Source organism: Cobetia sp. Dlab-2-AX, assembly GCF_024124625.1.
Classification (GTDB): Bacteria; Pseudomonadota; Gammaproteobacteria; order Pseudomonadales; family Halomonadaceae; genus Cobetia.
The window spans coordinates 561,406-582,026 of sequence record NZ_JAMXRV010000001.1; the positions used below are offsets into that span (position 1 = coordinate 561,406).

17 protein-coding genes are annotated in these 20,621 nt (G+C 65.3%); 10 read left to right on the forward strand and 7 right to left on the reverse strand.

Annotated features, from left to right (window positions below):
* Positions 1 to 228: 228 nt before the first annotated feature.
* From cmk to NH396_RS02445, 6 genes are all read right to left on the reverse strand, one after another.
* Entirely contained in the window at positions 229 to 948 is a 720-nt protein-coding gene (gene cmk, locus NH396_RS02420; RefSeq protein ID WP_176677692.1) for a (d)CMP kinase, read from the reverse strand.
* On the reverse strand, positions 945 to 3,176 hold the full coding sequence (locus NH396_RS02425; protein WP_253061548.1) for a bifunctional prephenate dehydrogenase/3-phosphoshikimate 1-carboxyvinyltransferase: 2,232 nt from the start codon (positions 3,174 to 3,176) through the stop codon (positions 945 to 947). Before NH396_RS02425 ends, cmk begins: the two co-directional genes overlap by 4 nt.
* Before the next feature lie 68 nt (positions 3,177 to 3,244).
* Positions 3,245 to 4,384: a prephenate dehydratase gene (gene pheA / locus NH396_RS02430; RefSeq protein ID WP_253061321.1), complete on the reverse strand. Its 1,140-nt coding sequence runs from the start codon at positions 4,382 to 4,384 to the stop codon at positions 3,245 to 3,247.
* A 13-nt stretch (positions 4,385 to 4,397) separates the two neighbouring features.
* Positions 4,398 to 5,492: a 3-phosphoserine/phosphohydroxythreonine transaminase gene (gene serC / locus NH396_RS02435; RefSeq protein ID WP_253061323.1), complete on the reverse strand. Its 1,095-nt coding sequence runs from the start codon at positions 5,490 to 5,492 to the stop codon at positions 4,398 to 4,400.
* A 58-nt stretch (positions 5,493 to 5,550) separates the two neighbouring features.
* Entirely contained in the window at positions 5,551 to 8,328 is a 2,778-nt protein-coding gene (gyrA, locus tag NH396_RS02440; protein ID WP_253061325.1) for a DNA gyrase subunit A, read from the reverse strand.
* A 247-nt stretch (positions 8,329 to 8,575) separates the two neighbouring features.
* The gene (locus tag NH396_RS02445; protein WP_253061327.1) at positions 8,576 to 9,088 is read right to left on the reverse strand and encodes a thioesterase family protein; all 513 of its coding nucleotides are present in this window, start codon (positions 9,086 to 9,088) and stop codon (positions 8,576 to 8,578) included.
* Positions 9,089 to 9,454: 366 nt separating this feature from the next.
* On the opposite strand from NH396_RS02445, the gene NH396_RS02450 reads away from it, so the two are divergent.
* Together NH396_RS02450 and NH396_RS02455 are read left to right on the forward strand one after the other, a co-directional pair.
* The gene (locus NH396_RS02450) at positions 9,455 to 10,375 is read left to right on the forward strand and encodes a recombination-associated protein RdgC (RefSeq protein WP_253061329.1); all 921 of its coding nucleotides are present in this window, start codon (positions 9,455 to 9,457) and stop codon (positions 10,373 to 10,375) included.
* A gap of 62 nt (positions 10,376 to 10,437) precedes the next feature.
* Positions 10,438 to 11,706, forward strand: a complete 1,269-nt coding sequence (locus tag NH396_RS02455) for a 1-acyl-sn-glycerol-3-phosphate acyltransferase (protein WP_253061331.1) — start codon at positions 10,438 to 10,440, stop codon at positions 11,704 to 11,706.
* 102 nt (positions 11,707 to 11,808) lie between these two features.
* Here the strand turns inward: NH396_RS02455 and NH396_RS02460 are convergent, their stop codons facing one another.
* Positions 11,809 to 13,350: a TrkH family potassium uptake protein gene (locus NH396_RS02460; RefSeq protein WP_253061333.1), complete on the reverse strand. Its 1,542-nt coding sequence runs from the start codon at positions 13,348 to 13,350 to the stop codon at positions 11,809 to 11,811.
* Positions 13,351 to 13,681: 331 nt separating this feature from the next.
* Here NH396_RS02460 and NH396_RS02465 point away from each other — a divergent pair, with 331 nt between their 5' ends.
* The 8 genes from NH396_RS02465 (at position 13,682) to NH396_RS02500 (ending at position 20,542) form a co-directional block, all read left to right on the forward strand.
* Positions 13,682 to 14,410, forward strand: a complete 729-nt coding sequence (locus NH396_RS02465) for a beta-ketoacyl synthase chain length factor (protein ID WP_253061335.1) — start codon at positions 13,682 to 13,684, stop codon at positions 14,408 to 14,410.
* 8 nt (positions 14,411 to 14,418) lie between these two features.
* Complete coding sequence (locus NH396_RS02470) at positions 14,419 to 15,264, forward strand: lysophospholipid acyltransferase family protein (RefSeq protein ID WP_253061337.1); 846 nt, start codon at positions 14,419 to 14,421, stop codon at positions 15,262 to 15,264.
* A 117-nt stretch (positions 15,265 to 15,381) separates the two neighbouring features.
* Complete coding sequence (locus NH396_RS02475) at positions 15,382 to 15,651, forward strand: phosphopantetheine-binding protein (RefSeq protein ID WP_253061339.1); 270 nt, start codon at positions 15,382 to 15,384, stop codon at positions 15,649 to 15,651.
* A complete protein-coding gene (locus tag NH396_RS02480; RefSeq protein WP_253061341.1) occupies positions 15,641 to 15,913 on the forward strand; it encodes an acyl carrier protein in 273 nt (90 codons plus the stop codon). The genes NH396_RS02475 and NH396_RS02480 overlap by 11 nt, the downstream gene beginning before the upstream one ends.
* On the forward strand, positions 15,910 to 16,527 hold the full coding sequence (locus NH396_RS02485) for a hypothetical protein (protein ID WP_253061343.1): 618 nt from the start codon (positions 15,910 to 15,912) through the stop codon (positions 16,525 to 16,527). The genes NH396_RS02480 and NH396_RS02485 overlap by 4 nt, the downstream gene beginning before the upstream one ends.
* 72 nt (positions 16,528 to 16,599) lie before the next feature.
* Complete coding sequence (locus tag NH396_RS02490; protein ID WP_253061345.1) at positions 16,600 to 18,627, forward strand: AMP-binding protein; 2,028 nt, start codon at positions 16,600 to 16,602, stop codon at positions 18,625 to 18,627.
* A complete protein-coding gene (locus NH396_RS02495) occupies positions 18,624 to 19,487 on the forward strand; it encodes a glycosyltransferase family 2 protein (protein WP_253061347.1) in 864 nt (287 codons plus the stop codon). Before NH396_RS02490 ends, NH396_RS02495 begins: the two co-directional genes overlap by 4 nt.
* Positions 19,484 to 20,542 carry a glycosyl transferase gene (locus NH396_RS02500; protein WP_253061349.1) on the forward strand — a complete coding sequence of 353 codons (1,059 nt, stop codon included), beginning with the start codon at positions 19,484 to 19,486 and terminating at the stop codon, positions 20,540 to 20,542. Before NH396_RS02495 ends, NH396_RS02500 begins: the two co-directional genes overlap by 4 nt.
* Positions 20,543 to 20,621 lie beyond the last annotated feature (79 nt).

The following is a 20,621-nucleotide window of genomic DNA, read 5'->3' on the forward strand; positions in this document are numbered from 1 at the left end:
ATATCCCCGGGGGCGTTGACGCTGGTTCGAGATACACCGGCTTTCCGCTTGCCGCCGATGCACCCCATGACACCTGGCCGGGGGGTTGATGACACCTCGGTGTCATCTGGGTTCTGCATCATCACTCGCGAAGCGAGCGAAACCCGCTGCTGCCCGACCCGGAGGCCGCATTGCAACAGCAGGCATTCAATCCGTTGTTCTGACGACTTACAGGCTGAGACTCGAGTCTCAGCGCGCTGCTACCAGGCCGTATTCGACCAGCAGCTGCTGGATGCGTTCGATCACCTGGTCGATGTCGAGATCTGTCGTATCGAGGATCACGCCGTCGTCTGCAGGCTTGAGCGGGGCGACTGCCCGGCCCATGTCACGCGCATCGCGCGCCTGTATTTCTGTCAAAAGGCTCGAAATATTAGCATCGACACCCGCTTCCTGCAACTGGGCATGACGACGACGCGCACGTTCCTCGGCGCTCGCCGTCAGGAAGATCTTGAGCGGCGCAGCGGTGAAGACCACCGTGCCCATGTCGCGACCATCGGCCACCAGGCCCGGCGCACGCGCAAAGGCACGCTGGCGCGCCAGCAGTGCAGTCCGCACGCGCGGCTGGGCCGCGATGATGGAAGCATTGTTGCCGACCGACTCGAGACGGATGTCACGGGTGACATCCTCGCCTTCCAGAATCACGCTGGTGGCGTCGCCTTCGGCATCGAACTGCACATCGAGGTACTCGGCGATGGTCGCCACGGCGTCCTCGTCTTCCAGCGCTACGCCATGGCGCTCGGCGGCCAGCGCCGTCAGGCGATACAGCGCACCGGAATCCAGCAGATGCCAGCCCAGGCTCGCCGCGACCAGACGACTGATGGTGCCCTTGCCTGCCCCGCCGGGGCCATCAAGGGTCAACACCGGCGCGTCGCAGATCTGGCTGTGATGAGGTGTTGCTTCCCCGCTCATGAAGCCTCCTGGCCGGGTGCCACGGCACCGAGATTCTCGACCTGCATGCCGACTTCAGCGGCCAGCGCCACGAAGTTCGGGAAGGAGGTCGCGACATTGGCGCAGTCGTCGATCAGGATCTCGCCCTGGGCGCGCAGCGCCGCGACACTGAAGGCCATCGCGATGCGGTGATCGCCGTGACTGTCGACCAGGCCGCCGCCGTAGGCGCCGCCACGGATGTCGATGCCGTCCGCGACCACTTCGTGCTCGACGCCGATCTGCGCCAGACCATCCGCCATCACCTGGATGCGGTCGGATTCCTTGACGCGCAGTTCCTCGGCACCACGCAGACGGGTCATGCCCTCGGCGTTGGCGGCGGCGATGAACAGTGCCGGGAATTCGTCGATGGCCAGCGGCACCTGGTCTTCCGGAATGTCGATGCCCTTGAGCGGCGCATAACGGATGTGCAGGTCTGCCACCGGCTCGCCGCCGACTTCGCGCTCATTGGTGACGCTCAGGTCGGCACCCATCGCCTTGAGGATGTTGATCACGCCGATGCGCGTCGGGTTGATGCCGACGTGCTCCAGCACCAGATCGGAACCCGGCGTGATGGCTGCGGCGACCAGGAAGAAGGTCGCGGAGGAGATGTCGGCCGGCACGTCGATCGGGCAGGCTTCGAGGCTGCCGCCACCGGTCAGCCACGCCTCGGCGCCCTCGCGCTCGACCTTGTAGCCGAAGCCATTGAGCATGCGCTCGGTGTGGTCACGCGTCGGCGCCGGCTCGATGGCACGTGTCTCGCCTTCGGCGTAGAGACCGGCCAGCAGCAGGCACGACTTGACCTGAGCGGACGCCATCGGCATCTCGTAACGGATGCCCTTGAGCGGCTGACCACCGTGGATACGCAGCGGCGGACGACCGTTGTCGGCGGTATCGATCACCGCGCCCATCTCGCGCAGCGGATTGGCGACGCGGTCCATCGGACGCTTGGTCAGCGAGGCATCACCGGTCAGCTCGGTATCGAAGGCCTGACCGGCCAGCAGACCGGCGAACAGGCGCATCGCGGTGCCGGAGTTGCCGACATACAGCGGGCCCGGCGGCTGCTTCAGGCCGTTGAGACCCACACCGTGGATGGTGACACGCCCCTGATGCGGGCCTTCGATGACGACGCCCATGTCGCGGAAGGCCTGCAGCGTGGCCAGGCTGTCTTCCCCTTCGAGGAAACCTTCGACTTCGGTCACGCCAGTCGCCAAGGCGCCCAGCATGATGGAGCGATGCGACATGGACTTGTCGCCCGGCACACGAATGCGCCCCTGAACCTGCCCACCCGGCAGTGCACGGTACCGCACGTTCTGCTGTTCCATGGTCTGATAACTCGTCTGTTTCAATAGGGTATTGAAGTAGTGTCGGGCGTGGCTTGCGCGGGTGAAGATCCCCAGCATCGCCTCACCATCGCCCGCGGTCACGGCAGCGCGCACCCGCGCCACCCCGGCCTCGAATTCGTCCAACGCCTCCAGCACCGCATCGCGGTTGGCCAGATAGACGTCGCGCCACATCACCGGATCACTGCCGGCGATGCGCGTGAAATCACGGAAACCGCCCGCCGCGTAGCGGAAGATCTCCAACCGCTCATCCTGGCGCGCCAGGCTGTCGACCAGCGAGAACGCCAGCAGGTGCGGCAGATGGCTGGTGCGCGCCAGCACTTCATCGTGGCGCGCCACGCTCATGCTCAGAAGCTGGGCACCACATACCGACCACATGGCCGCCACGCGTGCCACGGCCTCGGCATCGCTGTCCGGCTCCGGCGTCAGGATCACCTTGTGATCGCGATAGAGCTCGGGATTGGACGCCGCGACACCGCTCTTCTCGGACCCGGCGATCGGGTGACCGAGCACCAGATTCGGCGGCATCCGACCGAAGACGCCAAGCGCCGCATCGCGGATCGCGCCCTTGGTGCTGCCGACATCGGTGATGACGGCATCATCCTCCAGTAACGGCGCCAGTTCGGCCATCACGCCCTGCATCGCCATCACCGGCACGCACAGCACGATCAGCGAGGCACCCGGTACCAGCGCCGCCAGTTGCGTGCTGCCACCATCGATCAGCCCCATGCGCTGACCGAGGCAGATCTCGTTGGAGTCACGATCACAGGCGAGAATCTCGCCGTGATGGCCCGCCGCGCGCAATGCCGCCGCCAGCGAGCCACCGATCAAGCCCAGCCCGACCAGCAGAATACGCCGCTCGCCGGCCAGGCGCTCCGCTGACGGCAGCGAGGACAGCAGGTCTGACGACGCAGCATGGCGAGTGTGGTCAACCTCGCTCACAGCACACCGACCGGGTAGGACCCGAGCACCTTGACGTCCGCCGCGCACTGACGCAGCTCCTCGAGCGTGGCGGTGATGAGCGGGTCATCGCGGTGGCCACGGAAGTCGATGAAGAAGACATAGTTCCAGGCACCGGAACGTGAAGGGCGCGTCTCGACGCGGGTCAGGTCGATCTGGTGGCGGTGGAACGGCGCCAGCAGGTCGTGCAGTGCCCCCGGCTGGTTGCGCATCGCCACCACGATGGAGGTCTTGTCATCACCGGACGCCGGCACCGAGCTGTCACCGATGATCAGGAAGCGCGTGGAGTTGTCGGGGCTGTCCTCGATCTTCTCCTCGACCTTCTCCAATTCATAGAGCTTGGCGGCCATGTCACCGGCAATCGCCGCACTGTGCCACTCGGTGCGCACCTGACGCGCGGCCTCGGCATTCGAGGACACCGCGATGCGCTCGGCGTGCGGGAAGTGGGCATCCAGCCACTTGCGGCACTGGGCCAGCGACTGGGCGTGGGAATAGATGCGCGAGATCTTCTCGCGACGCGTATTCGGGCCCACCAGCAGGTGATGATGAATGCGCAGCACCACTTCGCCGGAGATCTTGAGCTGCGAGCCCATGAACGAATCCAGCGTGTGGTTGATGACGCCCTCGGTGGAGTTCTCCACCGGCACCACACCGTACTGCACCGCGCCCGCTTCCACTTCGCGGAACACCTCGTCGATGGCGGCCATCGGCTTGGTCACGGCACTGTCACCGAAGTGCTTGAGCGCGGCCTGCTGGGTGAAGGTACCCTCCGGGCCGAGATAGGCCAGGCGGATCGGCTGCTCCAGCGCCAGACAGGCGGACATGATCTCGCGGAACAGACGCGCCATCTCCTCGCCTTTCAGCGGGCCGGGGTTGTTGGCCATGATGCGACGCAACACCTGGGCTTCGCGCTCCGGACGATAGAACTGCACCTGACCATCCTCGCCCACGTCACCGGCGGCCATCTTGACCTCGGCGACCTGCTGCGCGCAGCCCGCGCGCTCGCTGATCAGGTTCAGCAGCTCGTTGTCGATGGCATCGATGCGCTGACGCAGGTCGTCCAGCGTCACCGCCTTGCCCGCCGCCTGCGACGCAGGGCTTTCCTTGAAATCCGACATCTCACCTACTCCCTTAGCCGTGACGACGCGCGAAGTCGCCCATGAAGTCCACCAGCGCAGTGACGGCAGCTTCCGGCACGGCGTTGTAGAGGCTGGCACGCATGCCACCGACGCTGCGGTGACCGGCCAGATTCAAGAGACCCGCCGCTTCGGACTCGGCGAGGAAGGTCTTGTCGAGACGCTCATCGGCCAGCACGAACGGCACGTTCATGCGTGAGCGGTTCTCGGTCACGATCGGGTTGGAATAGAAGTCGCTGCCATCGATGGCAGCGTAAAGCGCCTGCGCCTTGCGATCATTGATCGCGTTCATGGCGGCGAGGCCGCCGACCTCATCCTTGAGCCACTCGAACACCAGCCCGGAGAGATACCAGGCGTAGGTCGGCGGCGTGTTGAACATAGAATTGGCCTCGGCGGCCGTCTTCCAGTTCAGCATGGTCGGGCAGTCCTTGCGGGCGCGATCGAGCAGGTCTTCGCGCACGATGACCAGCGTCAGCCCCGCCGGACCGATGTTCTTCTGGGCGCCGGCATAGATGACGCCGAAACGGCTGACATCCAGCGGGCCAGACAGGATGGAAGACGACATGTCACACACCAGCGGCACGCCATCCGCTGCTACCTCGGGGATATAGTCGAACTCGAGGCCGCCGATGGTCTCGTTGGCGGTGTAGTGCAGATAGCCCACATCGCCCGAGAGCTGGATCGCGCTCTGGCGCGGCACGGCGATCAGGCCATTGCTATCGCTGGAGGCTGCCACGTGGCTGCCCACCGCCAGATGCTCGGCTTCCTTGATCGCCTTCTTGCCCCAGATACCGGTATACAGATAGTTGGCACTGCCACCCGCGCCCAGCAGGTTCAGCGGCACACCCGCAAACTGGGTCGAGGCGCCACCCTGCATGAACAACACGCGATAGTTGGACGGAATCTCGAGCAGTTCGCGCAGGTCCGCCTCGGCCTTCTCGGCGATGACCACGAATTCGTCGGAGCGATGACTCATCTCCATGACGGACAGTCCGCGGCCCTGATAATCCAGCATCTCGGCGCGGGCGCGCTCCAGGACAGCGGTCGGCAGTGCAGCAGGACCGGCGCAGAAGTTGAACTTGCGTGTCATGTCGTCTTATTTCCCGAAAGTGAAGCGACCGCCCCGAAGGCGGTCGCAATCCAGCGTCTTATTCCGCGCCTGTCGGCGGGGTATCCGTCGACTCGGCGTCATCTCCCGCCTGCACCTGTTCGTCGGTGCTCAGCGCCTCTTCGTCCAGCTCATCCTGCACCACGACGACCTCTTCCGGCTCGTCGACACGCACCGTCGTCACCAGACGCTCCTCTTCCGCCGTGCGGATCAAGGTCACGCCCTGGGTGTTGCGCGAGGTGGTGGACACCTCGGCGACGCGGGTACGCACCAGAGTGCCGCGGTCGGTGATCAGCATCAGTTCGTCGTTGTCGCTGACCTGCACCGCGCTGACCAGATCACCGTTGCGCTCACTGGTCTGCATCGCGATCACGCCCTGGCCACCACGGCCACGCAGCGGGAACTCTTCCAGACGCGTGCGCTTGCCGAAGCCATTGGCGGACGCGGTCAGGATGTAGCACTGCGGCACTTCACCGCTGGCGACGCTGTCTTCCGTCGCACCCTCGGTGGCCGCCACATCAGCGCTCTCGACACCTTCCGCCGTCGCGTCCGCGGCCTCATCGACCTCGATCTCGTTGTCATCGATCGCGGTGGTGCGCGGAATGATCAGGCTGATGACCTGTGCATCGTCGAGCAGGCGCATGCCGCGCACACCACGGGCGGTACGGCCCATCACGCGCACATTCTGCTCTTCGAAGCGGATCGCCTTGCCGTTGGAGGACACCAGCATGACGTGGTCGGAACCGGACGTGATGTCGGCGCCGATCAGACGGTCACCTTCCTCGATGTCCAGTGCGATCAGGCCGACACTGCGCGGACGCGAGAACTGGCTCAGCGCGGTGCGCTTGACCGTGCCGTTGGCGGTGGCGAAGAAGATGTAGCTGTCGGCAGCGTAATCGCGCACCGGCAGGATGGTGGTGACCCACTCGCCGTCGTCCAGCGGAATCAGGTTGACCAGCGGCTTGCCGCGCGAGCCACGTGACGCCTGCGGCATCTCGTAGACCTTGAGCCAGTACACCTTGCCCTTGTTGGAGAACAGCAGCACGGTGTCGTGGGTCGAGGCGACCAGCAGGTGCTCGATGACATCCTCATCCTTCATCGAGGTGGCGGACTTGCCGCGGCCACCGCGCTTCTGGGCCTGGTAGTCAGACAGCGGCTGGGTCTTGGCATAACCACTGCGCGAGACCGTCACCACCATGTCTTCCTCGTTGATGAGGTCTTCGATGGTCAGGTCACGACGGCTGGTCATGATCTCGGTGCGGCGCTCATCGGCGTACTGGGCGCGCACTTCGCGCAGCTCTTCGCGGATGACTTCCATCAGACGGTCGGCAGAGGACAGGATCTCCATCAGCTCGGCGATACGCTCGAGGATGGAGGAGTACTCGGCCAGCAGTTTCTCGGTCTCGAGACCGGTCAGGCGATGCAGACGCAGCTCGAGGATGGCCTGAGCCTGGGCCGGCGACAGACGGTAGTGCTTGGCGTCTTCAGATAGCCCCAGACCTTCCGGCAGGTCTTCCGGACGGCAGGACGTGGCACCGGCGCGCTCGAGCATCTCGACCACTTGACCCGGCTGCCATTCACGACCGATCAGCTTTTCCTTGGCTTCCGCCGCGCTCGGCGAGCCCTTGATCAGCTCGATCACCTCATCGATGTTCGAGATCGCCACCGCCAGACCTTCAAGAATGTGGCCACGTTCACGCGCCTTCTTGAGCTCGAACAGGGTACGACGGGTGACGACTTCACGACGGTGACGCACGAAGGATTCCAGAATCTGCTTGAGGTTCAGGATCTTCGGCTGACCTTCGTGCAGCGCGACCATGTTGATGCCGAACACGGTCTCGAGCTGGGTCTGGGAGAAGAGGTTGTTGACGACCACTTCACCGGACTCGCCACGCTTGGTCTCGATGACCACGCGCAGACCGTCCTTGTCGGACTCGTCACGCAGCTCGGCGATGCCCTCGATCTTCTTGTCCTTGACCAGCTCGGCGATCTTCTCGATCAGACGCGCCTTGTTCACCTGGTAGGGAAGCTCGGTGATGATGATGTGATCACGGCCGTTCTTGTCGTTGTGCTCGATGGTATGCACGGCACGCACGTAGATACGACCACGACCGGTGCGATAGGCATCGAGGATGCCGGCACGGCCGTTGATGATACCGGCGGTCGGGAAGTCCGGCCCCGGAATGAATTCCATCAGCTCATCGACGGTCAGATCGCCGTTGTCGATCAGCGCCAGACAGCCGTCGATGACCTCGCCCATGTTGTGGGGCGGGATATTGGTGGCCATGCCCACGGCGATACCGGAGGAGCCATTGACCAGCAGGTTCGGGGTCTTGGTCGGCAGCACGCCAGGGATGCGCTCGGTGCCGTCATAGTTGTCGACCCAATCGACGGTGTCCTTCTCGAGATCGGCCAGCAGCTCGTGCGCCAGGCGCGCCATGCGCACCTCGGTGTAACGCATCGCCGCGGCGCTGTCGCCATCGATGGAACCGAAGTTGCCCTGACCATCCACCAGCACATAACGCATGGAGAAGTGCTGGGCCATGCGGACGATGGTGTCGTAGACCGCACTGTCACCGTGCGGGTGATATTTACCGATCACATCGCCGACGACACGGGCAGATTTCTTGTAGGCCTTGTTCCAGTCATTGTTCAGCTCGTGCATCGCGAACAGTACGCGACGGTGAACCGGTTTGAGGCCATCGCGAACATCCGGCAAGGCACGCCCGATGATGACGCTCATCGCGTAATCGAGATACGACTGCTTGAGCTCGTCCTCGATGTTGACTGGCAGTATCTCTCTGGCGATCTCACCCATGATTCGTCAAATCCTTGAACTCAACTGTTGGCGCCACTGCAGCAACGACGCATGCTCCGTCGCTACTGCAGCGCGGCAGTGACGTGAAGCGGACACGGGGTGCCAGCTCCGCGGCACCGAAGTGGCGGCATTATATCACTTGCGAGCGCGCCTAGCAGCTCACACGACGCCGCAAGGACACCTCAGTACGGTAGTACGGCCGTCAATGTGCACGGCCTGCTGGCTCATGCCTCGCCGCTGAGGGCGATCAGGCCGTTTCTTCACTGACCAACAACCCCAGCAGCGCGCCGATCTCGCCATCCAGCGGCATGGCGCGACCGGTATCGGTATTCATCAGCACGAAGGTGAAATCCGCTCTGGAGACCAGCGCTCCGGAACGCGGATGCACCTCGCCCATGCGCCGCTCACCCAGATGGATCTCCTGGCGCATGATCATCTTGCGGCGCCCGAGCTCTGACAGCCGCGTGGTGATGATCAGCTCATCGTGCACGGTGGCGGGATAGTGCCAGTCCAGGTTGAGGTTGACCGCCACCATCGCGATGCCTTCTCGCTTGAGCGCGGCCAGATCGAGGTGCGCGAGCATGAACTCCCAGCGGCCTTCCTCATAGAACTCCAGATAGCGGGCATTGTTGACGTGCCCATAGCCATCCAGATGATAGCCTCGCACTGTCAGGGCCGTGCGACTGACGACGCCTGCGTGATTGCCGACGTCTGTGTGAGTGCCATTCGCTGCCTGCGGTGGATTGCTTTCGTGTTGCATCCCTGCCTCCCGTCCATGAAACGATCGCGCCGTATGGCCGTCGTCAGCTGATCTTATGCCGGTGACGGACAGAAAAACAAACGCTTGGCTGAAAGTCGCGACTGCCGCCACTCGAGTGTCGGACAGAGACCGGAGAGAAATGGAACAGAGGAAATGGAACAGAGGAAAATGCCTGCCAGAGCCTTCCCCTCGTCTCCAGGCACCGGCACCATACCGTCGACCACTCCAGTCTCCCTATTCCTCTTCCCCGAACCACCGGATCACCACCGCGAGCCCCACGGCGGATGACCCGCCGCATGAGTTTCGCCATAATATGCGCCATTCAGACGGGCAGCCCCCCGTTCACCGGACTCAAGGACTGGTCGCATGTGGTTCAAGAACCTGCAACTGTATCGCCTGCACGATAGCGCACCGCTGGAAGAGGGTCGTCTCGCCGAGGCCCTGCCGGAGCATGTCTTCCGCCCGGTCAGCGGCGTCGAAGCCAAGCGTATCGGCTGGGTCGCACCGGGCGGTCGCAACAGCGATCTGCTGGTGCACGAGATTCAGGGCCATTTCCTGATCAGCGCCCTGCGCCAGGAGCGCGTACTGCCCTCCGCCGTGGTCAAGGAAGAGCTCGAGGAACGCGTGGCCGAGCGCGAGACCGCCGAAGGTCGTCCGCTGCGTCGCCGCGAGAAGCTGACCCTCAAGGAGCAGATCTACGAGGAGCTGCTGCCGCGCGCCTTCACGCGCTCCTCGCGCACCGACCTGTGGTGGGACAGCCGTCGCGGCCTGATCGCCGTCAACGCCTCGAACGCCAAGCGCGCCGAGGAAGTGCTGGACCTGCTGCGCCAGACGCTCGGCACGCTCAAGGTCACCCCGCTGGCCGTCGCCCAGCCGCCCTCCCAGGTGATGACCACCTGGCTCAAGGATGTCAGCTCGCGCCCGGAAGACCTGATCGTCGGTGATCAGGTCGAACTCAAGGCGCCGGGCGGCGAAGATGGCGTACTGCGTGCGCGCCAGTTCGATCTCGACGGCGAGGAAATCCAGACGGCGCTGAATCTGGGCCGTGTGGTCAGCAAGCTGGCGCTGGAAGTCGATGGCCGCGTCGCGCTGGTGCTCGGTGAGGACATGGCGCTCAAGAGCCTCAAGTTCGCCGATGCCGTGGTCGATGAAGCCAACGCCCAGGATGATGGCGAAGACCCCATCCTGCGGCTGGAGACCGACTTCGCGTTGATGGCCCAGGTGCTGTCCGGCGTGATCGAGCAGATGACCGCCTGGCTGGGTGGTGAAGCCCAGCCCGCCAGCTGAGCCTTGGGGCCGCTGCCGACTTTCTCTTTTCTCAGAATGACAAACCCGGATGACGTGCGTCGATGACTGACACTGCAACACCCAAGCCTGCCACGACCAGCGAACAGGACCCGTTCGCCGATATTCGCCCCTACCACGACGACGAGGTAGCGGAGGTGCTGGTACGCCTGGAGCAGGACCGCGAGCTGCTCGACACCCTGACGCGTTTCCGCCTGCCGGGCCTGACCCAGCGCTTCCCGTGGCTGGCGCGTCAGATCGCGCGCCTGGCCATCAAGCGCGAGATGCGTGGCGTCACCGATGTGGCCAGCTTCCAGAGCCGCATCGCCAGCTACATGGCGCGCATGATCCACACCACCACCACCAGCTTCGAGACGGTGGGACTGGAACGCCTGTCGGACGACACGCCGTATCTGTTCCTGTCCAACCATCGCGATATCTCGCTGGACCCGGCCTTCGTCAACTACGCCCTCTATCGCCACGGGCGCGACACGGTGCGCATCGCCATCGGCGACAACCTGTTGCAGAAGCCCTTCGTCACCGACCTGATGCGCCTCAACAAGAGCTTCATCGTGCCGCGCTCCGCCAAAGGCAAGCGGGCGATGCTGGCTGCCTATCAGTCACTGTCGGGCTATATCCGCCACTCGCTGATCCATGACCAGCACTCCATCTGGCTGGCCCAGCGTGAAGGGCGCGCCAAGGATGGCCGTGACGGCACCGAGAGCGCCATCATCAAGATGCTGACCATGGCGGCGCGCACCGCCGACAAGACGCGTCCGTTCAGCGAGGCGATCAGCGAGCTCAACATCGTGCCGGTGTCGATCAGCTATGAGTTCGACCCCTGTGATCTGCAGAAGGCGCGTGAGCTGGCGGCCGTCGCCAATGAAGGGCGTTACGAGAAGGTGCAGTACGAGGACATCCAGTCCATCGCGGCGGGTATCAGCGGCCACAAGGGGCGCGTCAAGCTGGTGTTCGGCGAGCCGCTCAAGGGCGACTTCGCGACCCCCGAGGACGTGGTGGCCGAGGTCGATCGCCAGGTGCTCCAGCACTACACCCTCTACCCGAGCCATCAGCTGGCACTCGAGAAGCTGGCCGCCAGCCGTCCGCAGCTGCGTGAGGCGCCGCGCCTGGCCTCGGCGCTGGATGTCTCGGCGATCAGCGGCGCCGACCGCGCCACCTTCGAGAACCGCCTCGCAGAGGTACCCGCAGAGCTCAAGGACTGGTGGCTGATGCAATACGCCAACCCGATCCTCAATCGCGAAGGGCTTTCCATCGATCTCGATGAGAAGCTCGATGCCGCCGAGGCGACGGACGGCGAGAAGGTCGCGCAGTAAGACGGCGCAAGCCATATCGCCCCTGCGCTTGGCACGACCAAAACCACGAAAACGCCACCGTCAATCGACGGTGGCGTTTTCGTTGGGTAGGACTGGACAGTATTACTTGCGCCAGAAGCTGGGCGAGAACAGCACCAACACGGTCAATATCTCGAGACGCCCCATCAGCATGCCGATGCACAGCAACCACTTGGCGCTGTCCGGCAGGCTCGAGAAGTTGCCCGCCGGGCCGATGATCTCGCCCAGCCCCGGGCCGACGTTGGTGACGGCCGTGGCGGCGCCGGTCACCGCGGTGATCAGATCCAGCCCGATGAATGACAGCGCCAGCGCCAGGCCACCGATGGTGATGAAGAAGAAGAACGAGAAGGCGATCACGGCGCGCACCACCTCATCGGGCAGCGCGCGACCGTTGTAGCGCTGCGAGAAGACGCCATTGGCATGGATCAGCGAGCGCAGATGGTTGCCGAGCATGATCAGGCCGATCTGCAGACGGAAGATCTTCATGCCACCGCTGGTCGAGCCGCTGCAGCCGCCGACGAAGGTCAGATAGAAGAAGGCCACCACCGCAAAGGGCCCCCAGGCACTGTAGTCATCGCTGGCGTAGCCGGTGGTCGTCACCACCGAGATGACATTGAAGGTCACCTGGGTCAGCGCCGTGAAGATGGCCTCGCCGTTGACGACGCGATACAGCGTCAGCAAGGCGATCACCCACCCCAGCAGACGCAGGAAGCCGCGCACCTGGGCATCACGCCACAGGACACCGGCCTGATCCTGCCAGGCGCGGATGAACAGCACGAAGGGCAACGCCCCCAGCAACATGAAGGTCGACGCCATCCACAGCAGATAGGGCCGGTCGGAATAGACGCCCATCGAGCTGTCGTAATTGGCGAAACCACCGGTGGCCAGCGACGTCATGCCATGTACCAGCGCATCCAGCCAGTGCATGCCGCCGAGCCAATAACAGCCGATGGCCAGCAACGTCAGCCCGACGTAGACCAGGCCGATGGCCTTGGCCACGCCACCGGCACGCGGCAGCACCTTGTCTGACCAGTCCGAGGATTCGGTTTGGAACAGGCGCATGCCGCCGACCTTCAGAAACGGCAGGATCGCGATCGCCATCACGATGATGCCGATGCCGCCGACCCACTGCATCAGGCCGCGCCACAGCTTGAGGCCATCCGAGAGCCCTTCGATGTCTGACAGCACGGTCGAGCCGGTGGTGGTGATCGCCGACACCGATTCGAACACGGCATCGGTCACGCCCAGGTGGGTCGCCCCGAAGATCAACGGCAGGCTCGAGTAGGCCGACACCAGCACCCAGCTCAGTGTCGTCAGCACGAACATCGCGCGTGGCTTGAGCTGCAGCTCCACCTTGCGCGATACCGTCAGCATGATGGCCGCCGAGCCGAGCGTGATGCCCAGCGAGATCAGAAAGGCGCTGGCATCCGCATCCGCTTCACTGAGCAGCACCAGCAAGGGCGCCAGCATCATCAAGGCCACCACGCACAGCAGCAGGCCGAGCACCCGGATGACCGGCAACCACTCCGAGAGCGAGAGAAGGCGAACCAGCGCCTGCGAGTGCGCTCGGGTCGCCTGCCCTGCGCGCTCCCGCCTGCGCCGCCGTTTCGGCGAGCCAGCCTTCATGCCACCGACCTGTTGATGACCGTCATCATTGTGCGTCCTCAGCGTTTTACCCCATGACGCCCCGGGCGCCAGTCTCAGTGCGGCGATACCCTACACCCTCTTTCGCCGCTGTCCAGCGCCGCCACAGCGGTGACCCGCCGCAGGACATCACGCCCCGACACCTCACGTCAGGCGCCTTGTGCCACCCTGCAAGCTGCTATCCTGCCAACGACACGCGTAGCCACGCCGCCTGCTCAGTGCCAACACGCCTGAGTCCGGTTGGGCTGCCCAACCCCCGTGCGGTACACTGAGGCCCCAATATGGCAACGATGCGTTCACGGACAAGAACCTCATGCGTCTGACTGACTGGCGAGCCTGGCAGGCGAGTGCGACCCGCACCGCCCACGACAGCCGCGTAGATATCACCCCTTCCCCGCGTGCCGAGCAAGTCCCGGCCATGCAGCGTCGTCGACTCAGCCCGGTCGGCCAGGCCTGCTGCAAGCTATTGTTCGCGCTCGACCCTGACGCCGACCTGCCCATCATCCATGCCTCGCGCCATGGCGATACCGGCAAGATTCTCGCCCTGCTGGATGCCGCCACCCAGTCCGACGAAGCCCTGTCACCGGCGCGCTTCTCGCTCTCGGTGCACAATGCCGTGCTGGGGATGTACTCGATCACCGGCAAATCACGCCAGCCGCTGGAAGCCCTCGCCGCCTGCGGCCACGAATTCGAGGCGCTGATGAGCGAGGCTCTCGGCTATCTGAGCGAGCGCGAGGAGGTCATCGTGCTGTTTTCCGATATCGCCGCGCCAGAGGCCTTTCTACACCACGGTGACTACCCGGCGTGCGCCAGCGCCGTGGCCCTGCGCCTGAGCCGCCGCAGTGACGATGACAGCGCCTGGACACTGAGCGCCACGCCGGCCGACTCGCTGTCCGGCAGTGCCCCCACGCCGCTTGAGGTCATCACCTGGCTTGAGCAGGCCGGGGCCGAGACGCTTGTCTGTCGCCGCCAGCAGTGGCAGCTGAACACGGCCTCCTCCAGGCCCTCCTCCACTCCCTTCTCCAGCCCCCGGGCCGACTGATGTCGCGCGTGCTGTCGTCTGCCCTCGGACGCCTGTGGCGAGGTATCGCCACCGCCTTGAGCTTCCTGATCTTCGGACTGGGTGGACTGCTGCTGGGTGGCACATGGCCGCTGCTGGCATGGGTAGTACATCGCCCCGACAAGCGCCAGAGGCTCGCACGCCGGATCATCCATCACGCCATGCGCGGTTTCGTGGGCCTGATGCGCACCCTGGGGGTGCTCGACTATCGCCTGCATGACTGCGAGCGTCTGCAACGCCCGGGCCTACTGGTGCTGGCCAATCATCCGACGCTGATCGACGTGGTCTTCCTGCTCGCGCTGATTCCCCACGCCGACTGCGTGGTCAAGGGGCGGCTAGCGCGCAACCTCTTCACTCGCGGGCCGATTCGCGCCGCCGGCTACATCACCAACAACGAGCCGCAGGACGTGCTGGACGCCGCACGCGCGAGCCTTGCCAAGGGCAATGCCCTGATCCTGTTTCCGGAGGGCACCCGCAGCGTGCCGGGGCGGGCGCTGAAATTCCGCCGCGGCGCCGCCAACATCGCGCTGCGTACGCCCAGTGACATCACACCGGTGCTGATCGACTGCCAGCCCAGCACGCTGACCAAGGGCGAGCCCTGGTACCACATCCCGGCCCGGCGGGTGATGCTCAACATCAAGGTGCTGCCGGACATGCCACCCGAGGTCACCCAGGCTCCCGACGCGTCGCCGATGCCTCCCTCGCGTGCCGCCCGTACACTGACACGTGAGCTTGCCGACACCTTCGCCACGCAGCTGGAAAGCTTCCAGCAGGCCAACGCGGCACAGGATGGCACAGGCCAGCCCCGGGCCTCTCGGCCGCGAAAGCTGTCATGAAGAGCGCAGTGCCCGCATGATCGCCGCCATGCCATGACGGAACCTTTTTCCCTATCGCCGATCGAGAGATCGACGTCTCACCGTTCAACGACCCTGACACGCCAGAGAGGACCCTCCATGAGTGATACGCCAGCGCTGGAACTGGAACTCAAGCAACTGATCATCGATACCCTGGAGCTTGAGGACATCACCCCGGACGACATCGTCGCCGATGAGCCGCTGTTCGTGGACGGCCTGGGGCTGGACTCGATTGACGCCCTGGAACTCGGCCTCGCGCTGCAGAAGCAGTACGGCATCACCCTGGACGCCGAAGCCGAGGACACCCGCGCGCATTTCGCCAGCCTCGATGCCCTGCGTGAACTGGTGGAGACCCGTCGTGAGCGCTGATCGAGCGGCCCTCTCCCGCGAGGACATCCATGCCCATGTGCGCCGCACCCTGATCGAGCTGTTCGAGATCGATGCCGCTGACATCCATCCCGAGGCACGCCTCTATGAAGACCTCGACATCGACAGCATCGATGCGGTGGATCTGGTGGTCGAGCTCAAGAAGTTCACCGGCCGCCGCATCGACGCCAATGACTTCAAGAGCGTGCGCACCCTCGATGACATCGTGACCGCCGTCGAGCAGCTGTTGCAGCGCCAGGCATGACGTCATTGTCCTCCGCTCGAGGACGACGCCCGTCACTGGCGAGTCTGCTGCTTGGCGGGCTGGGTGTCGTGGCGGCCATATGCTGGCCGCTGCTGGTCTACGCCCTGCTCTCGCGACTGACGACAGCCCCGACGGGCGACGCGACTAGCGAACATGTCTCGCCCTGGATATGGGCACTGATCGCGCTGGGCGCCTTGCTGATCCAGCGCCTGCCCTTGCCGTGGCTACTGCGCCTGACGCTGGGGGCACTGCTGATCGTCGTCAGTGTGGTGAGCGAAGCGGAGCTGGGGCTGCGCGCCTATCCGGTGCTGGTCAATCTGGCCATGCTCAGCGTGTTCGCCACCAGCCTGTGGCGCGGCATGCCGGTGATCGAGCGCCTGGCGCGTCTCAAGGAGCCTGATCTGCCCGCCGCCGGCGTGCGTTATACCCGCAAGGTCACTCGCGTGTGGTGCGGCTTCTTCGTCTTCAATGCCAGTGTCGCCGCGGCCACGGCGCTGTATGCCGACCTGGCGACCTGGACGCTCTACAACGGCCTTTTGAGCTACGTGCTGATGGGACTGCTGTTCTGCGGCGAGTGGCTGGTACGCCTTCGCCTGCGCCGCGCCGATGACTGAGCGCACAGACCGTTGCCGGCCAACCGCCCTGTTCCCGATGAATCCGACTTTCTGAAGAGTTGTCTGACCCACATGACTGATGCCCGCCAGCCTGCCAGTCGCGCCACTGAGCAAGACGCCGCCCAGCGCGCTACCCCCCTCATACGTCAGAGCTGGCGTCAGCTTGCCCGACTCGCGCCCGAGGCGCCGGCCTGCTGGTTGGCCAGCCCCGGTCAGCCGCTGCGCGCGTTGAGCCGTGGCGAGCTGATGGCACGCGTCGATGCCTGGCATCAGTGGCTGGACAACCTGCCCGCTGCACATGCTGGCCGCCGGCCCGGCGCACGCTGGGTGCTGTTCCAGCCCACGGCGCTTGGCGCCTGCGTGCAGCTGCTGGCGCTGTGGGAGCGCGGCATGCTCGCCGTGCTGCCCGGCGACGACCGCCCGCAAACCCTGGCTCGTCTGGCCGAGAGCAGTGATGGCCAGCTGCCCGAGACCAGCCCCGCTGGCTGGCCGCCCGAGCCGCTCGACTCGGGCGCGGCGCCCGGCACACGCCCTGCGATCACGCCTGACGGCGCGCGTCTCGCGCTGGAACTCTGCACCTCCGGCTCCACCGGCGAACCGCTGCGCATCGCCAAGCGCTTCGCTCAGCTCGAGGCCGAACTGGCCGTGCATCGCGCTCTGTGGCCGCTGGTACCGGACGCTTCGGACGCTGACGCAGCGTCTGAGCCGGGCGCTGACACAGATACAGGCACAGACATCGTCAGCCTCAGCCAGGTCAGCCATCAGCATATCTACGGCCTGCTGGTCTCGCTGCTGCGCCCGCTCAGCGAAGGCGTGCCCTTCGTGAGTGACGCCTGTCATTACCCCGAGCAGCTGGTCGCTGCCATCGCACAGCTGGCCGGTCTCGGGTATCGCTGCCAGCTGATCAGCTCGCCGGCCCAGCTGGCGCGCCTGCCCCAGGCCAGTGACGAGAGCCGCGTGGCGGGCCAGGCTCAGACTCAGGTTCAGGCTCAGGTGCTGCGAGTGTTCTCTTCGGGGGCTCCGCTGCCGGCCGTGGCCGCCCGCCATGCCGAGAATTGCCTGCAGGCGCCGGTGATCGAGATCTACGGCAGCACCGAAACGGGCGGCATCGCGCATCGCCGCCAGCATGAGACACCCCACTGGACACCGCTGCCCCAGGTCGAGCTGCGCTTCTCGCCCGACTTCGCGGTGCGCTCGCCGTTTCTGGCTGAGCCGGACCAGTGGTGGCAGCAGGCCGACAACGCCGCGCCAGTGACGGCGAAGCCGCCGTCGCAAGGTGATCAGCACGCAGCGCCACGTTTCCAGCTGCTGGGGCGCAGTGACCGGCTGGTCAAGCTGGCCGGCAAGCGGGTCTCGTTGAGCGCGGTGGAGCGCTGCCTCAGCGAGCAAGCGCAGGTGCTGGAGGTACGTTGCCTGCCGATGCCCACTCGCGATCATCGCCTGGGCGCGGTGGTGGTGATGGAGGAGAGCGCACTGCCGCAGGACCACGCCAGCCGCCGCGCCCTGATCGTGCGGCTGCGCCGTGCGCTGATGCCGAGCTTCGAGCGCATCGCCCTGCCGCGCTACTGGCGCTTCGTCACGCGCCTGCCGCTGAATGCCCAGGGCAAGTTCACGGAGGACGCCGTCGCACGGCTGTTTGCCGATCTCGACGATACACGTCTGCCACGCTGGCTGGGCGAGACCTCCAGCGGCCCGCACCAGCTGACGCTGGAAGCCGAGGTGCCTGACAGCCTGATCTATCTCGAGGGCCATTTCACCGCACAGCCTGTGGTCCCCGGCGTGGTGATGCTCAAGTGGGCGCGCGATCTCGGCCGTCGCCTGCGCCTGGCGGGTGTCGGCGTGGAAGAAAGCCGTTTCCAGCGTCTCGAGCGCATCAAGTTCTCCAACCTGCTGCTGCCGGGCATGCGCTTCATGCTGGCCACGACACTGATTGCCGACAGCCACGGGCTGCGTATCGACTTTCGACTGGAATCCCGCGCAGGCCTGCATGCCAGCGGCCGCTTGCGCTACGGTGCTGAAACCGATGACAAGCCACTCAGTTCGCCACTCAGTTCGCTACCTAGTTCACCCCAGACGACACCCACACCGGAGGCGTCATGAGCCAGCCCCAGGCGCCGATGACCGGCCACACACCCTCTCCCCCCGCCAGCGAGTCGCCACTGCGCGCCTGCGTGGTGATACCGGTCTACGACCACCCCGCCACCATCGCCGGCGTGTGTGCGGGTCTGGCGCCGCTCGGGCTGCCCATCGTGCTGGTGGATGATGGCTGCAGCGCGCCCTGCGCCGAGGTGCTGGATCAGCTGGCAGCCGAGGGTCATCACCTGGTGCGGCGTGAGCGCAATGGCGGCAAGGGCGCCGCGATGCGCAGTGGCCTGCAGGCCGCCGAGCAGCTCGGCTTCACCCATGTCCTGCAGGTGGACGCCGACGGCCAGCATGACACCAGCGACCTGCCGGCCTTCCTCACCGCCATGCACAGGCGCCCCGACTGCCTGCAGATCGGCTATCCCGAGTACGATGCCAGCGTGCCACGCATCCGCTTCTATGGCCGCTACCTGACCCATATCTGGGTGTGGATCAATACCCTGTCACTGGCCATCCGCGACACCATGTGTGGCGTGCGTCTCTACCCGCTGGCCGCCACCAACCGGCTGCTGGCGCGGCATGACTGTGGTGATCGCATGGCCTTCGACACCGAGGTGCTGGTGCGCTGGTACTGGGGCGGTGGCGAGGTCGCCAATCTGCCAGTCCGCGTGAGCTATCCCACCGATGGCGTCAGCCATTTCCGCCACGGGCACGACAATCTGCTGATCACCGCGATGCATGCGCGGCTGTTTCTCGGCATGCTGCCGCGCTCGCCGAGACTTGCCTGGCGCACGCTGTCGGGACGCAATGGCAAGACAACATCCACTCATGTCAGTCGCCCCTCGCAGCCTGACGACGCGAAGGGGAAACACGAATGACCCATTGGGCACGCCTGTCGGAAACCGGCTCTACCACTGGCATGCGCCTGATGGTGACGATTCGTCGACGCCTCGGTGCCTGGCCGTTTCGCATCGCGCTGTTTCCGGTGCTGGTGTGGTACTTCCTGCTGCGCGGGGTGGCGCGCCGGGCCTCCTTCGACTTCCTGAAGCGCCTTGAACCAGAGCTTGGCGGCGTGCGCCTGTGGACAAGAAGCTTTGCCCACTTCATGCAGTTCGGTGAGGCGATCATGGACAAGGTCTCGGCCTGGAGCGGCGAGATCCCGCTGTCCTCGCTGACCGGCACCGGCCCGGAAGACCTGCGCGACGCCGCGCTGCGGGGCGAGGGCGGCATCATCCTCGTCGCCCACCACGGCAATCTGGATGTGATCAATGCCATCGGTGAGCGCCACGACATCGACCTGTGCGCGCTGGTACACACGCGCCATGCCGAGAAGTTCAATCAACTGCTGGAGCAGGCCACCGGCCGCAAGCCGCCGCAGATGATCGAGGTCAGCGAGATCACGCCTGCCACCGCCATGGCGCTGGGCGATCGCGTCAATCGCGGCGGCTTCGTGGTCATCGCCGCCGACCGCGTGCCGATTCCGCCCACCGCCGACGATGGCAAGGCAGATGCCAACTCGGTCGAAGCCAACATGGCAGAAGGCAGCCGACCCGCGTCGCCGGCCAGTGCCGCGGCCTCACCGCGCGTGCTGCACTGTGACTTCATCGATCAGCCCGCGCCCTTCCCGCAGGGGCCCTTCATGCTGGCCGCGCTGTTGCGCTGTCATGTCTATACCCTGAGCTGCATTCGCGAACAGGGCGGGGCCAATCCGCGTTTCCGGGTCGACTTCGCGCCCTTCGATGACAGCCGCGCCGTCAAGCGCAGCGGTCGCGAGGCGTGGATCCAGCAGGCCATGCAGCGCCACGCCCGTCATCTGGAAGCGCGCGTGAAGCGCCATCCGCTGCAGTGGTTCAACTTCTTCGATTTCTGGCATCAGGCGCCAGACAGCACGTCGAATCCAGACAGCTCGTCGGCTCCGAAACAGGGCGCCTGATCCGCGCCGGGCCTGCGACAACGCTGCCTCGCGCCCGGCTACGCTGCCTGCACCCTATTCGGCCTTCACGTTCAGCGCT

What these genes read in the sequence shown, in the direction of transcription:
- cmk (WP_176677692.1), bottom strand. Translation starts at nt 948, where the DNA reads ATGAGCGGGGAAGCAACACCTCATCACAGCCAGATCTGCGACGCGCCG.
- pheA (WP_253061321.1), bottom strand. Translation starts at nt 4,384, where the DNA reads ATGTCGGATTTCAAGGAAAGCCCTGCGTCGCAGGCGGCGGGCAAGGCG.
- serC (WP_253061323.1), bottom strand. Translation starts at nt 5,492, where the DNA reads ATGACACGCAAGTTCAACTTCTGCGCCGGTCCTGCTGCACTGCCGACC.
- gyrA (WP_253061325.1), bottom strand. Translation starts at nt 8,328, where the DNA reads ATGGGTGAGATCGCCAGAGAGATACTGCCAGTCAACATCGAGGACGAG.
- NH396_RS02445 (WP_253061327.1), bottom strand. Translation starts at nt 9,088, where the DNA reads ATGCAACACGAAAGCAATCCACCGCAGGCAGCGAATGGCACTCACACA.
- NH396_RS02450 (WP_253061329.1), top strand. Translation starts at nt 9,455, where the DNA reads ATGTGGTTCAAGAACCTGCAACTGTATCGCCTGCACGATAGCGCACCG.
- NH396_RS02455 (WP_253061331.1), top strand. Translation starts at nt 10,438, where the DNA reads ATGACTGACACTGCAACACCCAAGCCTGCCACGACCAGCGAACAGGAC.
- NH396_RS02460 (WP_253061333.1), bottom strand. Translation starts at nt 13,350, where the DNA reads ATGAAGGCTGGCTCGCCGAAACGGCGGCGCAGGCGGGAGCGCGCAGGG.
- NH396_RS02465 (WP_253061335.1), top strand. Translation starts at nt 13,682, where the DNA reads ATGCGTCTGACTGACTGGCGAGCCTGGCAGGCGAGTGCGACCCGCACC.
- NH396_RS02475 (WP_253061339.1), top strand. Translation starts at nt 15,382, where the DNA reads ATGAGTGATACGCCAGCGCTGGAACTGGAACTCAAGCAACTGATCATC.
- NH396_RS02485 (WP_253061343.1), top strand. Translation starts at nt 15,910, where the DNA reads ATGACGTCATTGTCCTCCGCTCGAGGACGACGCCCGTCACTGGCGAGT.
- NH396_RS02490 (WP_253061345.1), top strand. Translation starts at nt 16,600, where the DNA reads ATGACTGATGCCCGCCAGCCTGCCAGTCGCGCCACTGAGCAAGACGCC.
- NH396_RS02495 (WP_253061347.1), top strand. Translation starts at nt 18,624, where the DNA reads ATGAGCCAGCCCCAGGCGCCGATGACCGGCCACACACCCTCTCCCCCC.
- NH396_RS02500 (WP_253061349.1), top strand. Translation starts at nt 19,484, where the DNA reads ATGACCCATTGGGCACGCCTGTCGGAAACCGGCTCTACCACTGGCATG.